6 protein-coding genes are annotated in these 4711 nt (G+C 76.2%); all 6 read left to right on the forward strand.

Translation table 11 applies throughout. The features are described 5' to 3' along the window. The coding region (locus AA75_RS49095) for a hypothetical protein (protein WP_206743431.1) at window positions 1–414 on the forward strand (414 nt) is incomplete at its 5' end. Between the two features lie 331 nt (window positions 415–745). Then, window positions 746–1201 carry a plasmid mobilization relaxosome protein MobC gene (gene mobC / locus AA75_RS06510; RefSeq protein ID WP_051811932.1) on the forward strand — a complete coding sequence of 152 codons (456 nt, stop codon included), beginning with the start codon at window positions 746–748 and terminating at the stop codon, window positions 1199–1201. Continuing rightward, complete coding sequence (locus AA75_RS06515) at window positions 1198–2949, forward strand: hypothetical protein (protein WP_051811933.1); 1752 nt, start codon at window positions 1198–1200, stop codon at window positions 2947–2949. The genes mobC and AA75_RS06515 overlap by 4 nt, the downstream gene beginning before the upstream one ends. 273 nt (window positions 2950–3222) lie before the next feature. After that, complete coding sequence (locus AA75_RS06520) at window positions 3223–3906, forward strand: hypothetical protein (RefSeq protein WP_033818821.1); 684 nt, start codon at window positions 3223–3225, stop codon at window positions 3904–3906. After that, the gene (locus tag AA75_RS47115; protein WP_033818822.1) at window positions 3903–4256 is read left to right on the forward strand and encodes a hypothetical protein; all 354 of its coding nucleotides are present in this window, start codon (window positions 3903–3905) and stop codon (window positions 4254–4256) included. Before AA75_RS06520 ends, AA75_RS47115 begins: the two co-directional genes overlap by 4 nt. A 25-nt stretch (window positions 4257–4281) precedes the next feature. Continuing rightward, window positions 4282–4656 (forward strand): hypothetical protein, encoded by a 375-nt coding sequence (locus tag AA75_RS06530; protein ID WP_033818823.1) that lies wholly within the window; start codon window positions 4282–4284, stop codon window positions 4654–4656. Window positions 4657–4711: the final 55 nt, after the last annotated feature.

Below are 4711 nucleotides of genomic sequence, written 5' to 3' on the forward strand. Positions count from 1 at the left end.
GTGCGCACCCCCCGACCCGAGGAGACCCCGATGACCCGCCGCCGCCCGCTCGGCCCCGGCTACAACCCCGACCACCAGGACGTCGCCGCCCCGCGCCGCCGAGGCCGGACCGTCGCCGAGCAGGCCGCGCTCACCGCGGAACCGCCGGCGGCCCCGAGCCGCTCCGCGCAGACCTGGGAGGAGCGCCAGCAGGACATCAGCCGGATCGACGCGGTGCTGGAGTTCTTGGTGGCGGGGGAGGACGGGCCGGTGGTGATGCTCGGTCAGGACTACCGCCGCCCGACCGACCGGCCCCGACCCGCGACCCTGGAGAAGGTGGTGATGGCCGAGGACTACTACGGCCAGCCGACCGAGCGGCCCCGCCGCCCGCTCGTGCTGCGGACGCCGGGGGACCAGGCGCCGTCAGCCGGCTGACCCGGGTGGCCGCTCCCTCCGGCGCGAGCGCCGGAGCCCGGCCCCGAGGGGGCCGGGCGTGGTGGCCGAGGCCGATCAGTCGGGCGACAGGGGAGTGCCGCCCAAGCCGCCGACCGGTCAGGGCGTTGGCCGCCCAGCCCAGCCGATGTCTTGGGAGCCAGGTGGGCATCTGCGCTTCGCTTGATGCACCTGGCCCCCGGCTCGCTACGCTTCGCCGAGGGGAGGACCGGCCCGAGGGGGCCGGTCTGGCCCGCCGCCCGAGGGGCGTCGTGCCTGCCGGTCCGCGCCTTGGCGGCGCGTTCGGCGACCCGCGAGCGAGGAGGTGCGGCGGGTGGCGAAGGGCGGGCAGGGGAGGCTGACCGAGGCGGGCCAGCGCACACACACGGTGTCGGTGCGGCTGACTCCGGAGGAGCTGGAGAAGTGGCACACGGCCCGCCGGCGGACCGCCCGCAAGGAGCTCGGCGCGTGGGTCCGGGCCACGGTCGAGGAGGCGCTGAACGGCCACCCGGGCATCCACGGCGACGTCGCCCAGGTGCCGGAGGTCAACCACGCGGTGTTCCTCCAGCTGGCCGCGCTCGGCAACAACCTGAACCAGCTCGCGTTCGTGGCGAACACCTCCGGCTCGGTGCCGGCCGAGCTCCACGCACGCCTGGAGGCCGCCATCGAGGCGGTGGGCGACGCGGCGCTCGCGGTGCGCGGGCTGAGGCCGCTGACCGGCCCGGCCGGGCTCGCCGAGCACCACCAGGAGCACGACGACGTCGACCAGGCCGACGAGAGCGGCCGGTGATCGGCAACATCACCCGGGGCCGGAAGGCCGCCGGCGGCCTGCGGTACGACTTCGGGCCCGGCCGCAAGGACGAGCACGTCAACCCGCGGATCGTCGCCGGGTCGGTGCCGGGTACCTGGCAGCAGGTCGGCCGGGTGATCGACCACCACACCGGGCAGAAGCCGCACCTCACCGAGCCGATCTGGCGCGTGTCCCTGTCGCTGCCCGACGAGGACGGCGTGCTCGCCGACACCAAGTTCGCCGCCATCGCCGAGGAGTACGTGTCCCGGATGGGCTTCGGGGCCTGCCCGTGGGTGGCGGTGCGGCACGGGGACGACCACGTGCACATCACGGTCTCCCGGCTGGGCTGGGACGGGCGGCAGGTCACCAACGGCCGGGACAAGCTGCGCAACCGGGCGGTGTGCGACGCCCTGGAGGTGAAGCACGACCTGGTGCGCGCCGCCGACCGGTTCAAGAAGGTGCCGGGGGTGCGGTCGGGCAACGAGCTTGCCGCAGCCCGTGCCCGGGGCGCCGCGCCGCCCGAGCGCGAGCAGATCCGCGCCAAGGTCTCCGCCGCCCGCGACGCCGCCGCCGGCCGGGGCCGCGAGGTGTTCGAGCGGCTGCTCACCGAGGCGGGCGTCAACTTCAAGGCGAACCAGGCCAGTACCGGAAGGATGAACGGCTACAGCTTCTCGTTGCCGACCTGGGTGAAGCCGGACGGCGAGCAGGTCTGGGTGACCGCCAGCAAGACCGGCCGGGACCTCGCGTGGGCGAAGCTCGGCCCGGTGCTGGAACCGCCGGCGGTCACCGCCGAGCCGCGCCGGGCGGACCCGGCCGCGCAGCTGCTCGCCGACGCCCGCGAGCGCGCCGGAGACCCGCGCACCGAGGTGGTGCGCACCCTGGGCACCATCCCGGCCGGAACGGTTCCCGACCTGGTCACCGCGCTGCGCACCCTGCGCACCACCCTGGACACCCGGGAGGGCACCCTCGCCGCCGAGACGGCGACCGCGATGCGCCTGGACGGCCTGGTCTCCGGAGTCGGGATGGGTCCGCGACGCGGTGAGCTCCACCGGCGCCGGGCCGGGCTGCAGGCGGCTGTTGCGGCCGAGGCTGAGGCGGACGGGCACGTCACGGCTGCCGGGCAGCAGCGCCAGCAGGCCGCCGCCGCCCGCCGGGTCGAGGAGGAGTCGAAGGCCGGCGCCGCCTCGCGCTGGAAGGGGCCCCGGGCGAAGCGGTCGGCCGAGGGCATGGCCGCCGCCGCCGCCGAGCTGGCGGCCCGCTCCGAGGCCGAGGCCAAGCGGCTGGAGGAACTGGCCGGGCGGGCGGTGGCACGCGCGGCTGAGGCCGCCCCGGGCGTCCGCGGCCGGTACGCCGACGCCCTGGCCGAACTCGAGGAGGGATGGCCGCAGGCGGAGCGGGCCGCGATCGGCCAGGACGCCCAGGGCGCCCGGCTCCAGCAGATCGACCATCAGCCGCCGCTCCAGGCCGCCCGGGTGGCCGTCGCCGAGGCCCGGCGCGGTGTCGAGCAGCTGCTCGCCGAGCAGGCCCGCCGAGCTGGTCTGCCCCCCGAGCGGCTCCAGCTGGAGGACCAGGTGCGGGCCGAGCTCGCCCGCGAGGTGACCGCTCGCGCGGCCAGGGCGGGCAGCACCACGGCCAGGCCGGGGAAGAAGGCCGTGCCGAAGAAGGCCGGCCCCGCGCCGACCGGGCAGCAGCCGCCGCACCTGCGCCACCGACCGCCCGCCCCCGGTGGCGGTGCGCCGGGCCGATAGCCGGGGCGAAGACACGGCCGCAGTTCCGCACGGCTATCGGGCCCGGTAGCCGCGCGGAAGACGGGTGCGCACCCGGGTGCGCACCCGGTCCGACCAGCACCGGAACCGGTGCGCACCCCCGCCGGACGGCCCGGGGGAGGGGGCGCGCGAGGACCGCCCGCGCTCCCGCGAACCCCCGTGCGCTCTAGAACTCGTTCGTAACGGGTTTTAGGATGGGGCCGAGCCCGGGACACCCCGTCGCGGTGCTCCCCGACCGTGCCGAGAGGGGCCCCGATGCCCAAGGTCAACCTGCTGCTGCCCGCCGAGCCCGACGTCCTGGCCGACCTCTACGCGATCGAGGAGGGGCTGCTGATCCAGCTGCGCCCGCTGCCCGGCGAGGACGGCGAGTCGTGGTCGCCGCTGCCCGACCACGTCGACGGCGAGGTGATCTACCAGTCGTACCTGCGGGTCTTGGACGCCCTGGGGCGGGGCACGGCCGACGTGGTCTACGGGCGGGCCGACCTGGTGCCCGGCGTGCCGGTGCTGATCGGCGCCGACGGCCGCACGGAGCTGGTGCAGCTGCTCGACGTCGAGGTCGAGGCCCGGGACCTGATCCACCTGGGCTGGCTGCGCGACGAGCTGGCCAAGGCCGAGGACGACCTGTCGACGTTCCTCGACGATGTGGCCGGCGACCGGCACGCCCCGTGGTGGAAGGGCGAGGGCACCGACGCCAAGGCAGTCGCGGCCTGGGTCCGCCGGGCGCTCGCCCCCGTGCTCAAGACGGAGATCACGCGCGAGGACGCCAAGGACCGGGCCGACCTGCTGGCCGTGGTCCGCGCCGGGGCGGGCCAGGAGCGGATCGAGCTGACCCCGGCCCAGGAGGAGCTGTACGGCTGGTACATGGTCGCGCTGATCCGGGCCACCGCCTCGACCCGCGTCGACGCGGAGCTCACCGCCTTCGCCACGGGCCTGCGGTGACCGAGGCGAGCGGGCAGGTCCCGCAGCCGGCGGACCGGCCGAAGCCGAAGAAGAAGGGCGCCACGCTGCGCGTCTGCGTCTGGTGCGGCACGCCGTTCGTCCCGGCGAACAAGCGCGGGCCCGCCCCGAAGTACTGCAAGGGCGGTTGCCGGGTGCGGGCGCACGAGGAGCGGGTCCGCCAGCGGGAGCTGGCGGCGATCCACACCCGCCACGAGCAGCAGCTCGGCCGGATCTTCGGCAGCTTGGGCAAGACCACGGCGGCGAAGGCCCGCAAGGCCGTCGAGGAGGCCAAGGCCGAGCAGGCCGGGCCGGGCCCGCAGATCCGGGGCCAGGAGGAACTGACGCGGTGACCACCAACCAGAGGAGAACCCGACCGTGACCGACACCGCCGCCGAGGACACCTGGGTCGAGCAGGGCCAGGAGATCAGCAGCCCGGACCAGCTCCGCGACTACGTCGCCGAGATCCGCGCCGCGGTCTCCCACATGCAGACCGGCCTGGGCCGCGCCGCGTGGGGAGCCCTGACCGGGCGGGCCTGGCTCGACACCCCCGCCGACAGCCGGCCGAACGTCCCCGCGATCGTGGACGACCACCTGGAGATGACCGTCACGCCGGTCGGCACGACCGCCGCCGACGCCGCCTTCCGGCAGTCGCTCGCCGCGCTGCTCGCCGCCCTCGACGCTGTCGACCGGGCGACCCTGACGGTGTGGCTGGCGCAGATCGCCGCCCAGGACCCGGCCCGAACCGCCTGACCCGCCACCACCACCCTGCCCGCCGACCCGGCCCGTCCGGGGAGGCGGGCAGCGC

It is taken from the genome of Kitasatospora sp. MBT63, assembly GCF_000710465.2.
Taxonomy (GTDB): domain Bacteria; phylum Actinomycetota; class Actinomycetes; order Streptomycetales; family Streptomycetaceae; genus Kitasatospora.

Excerpts from the sequence above, each read along its gene's own strand:
- AA75_RS06520 (WP_033818821.1), top strand. The coding sequence starts at position 3,223 with ATGCCCAAGGTCAACCTGCTGCTGCCCGCCGAGCCCGACGTCCTGGCC.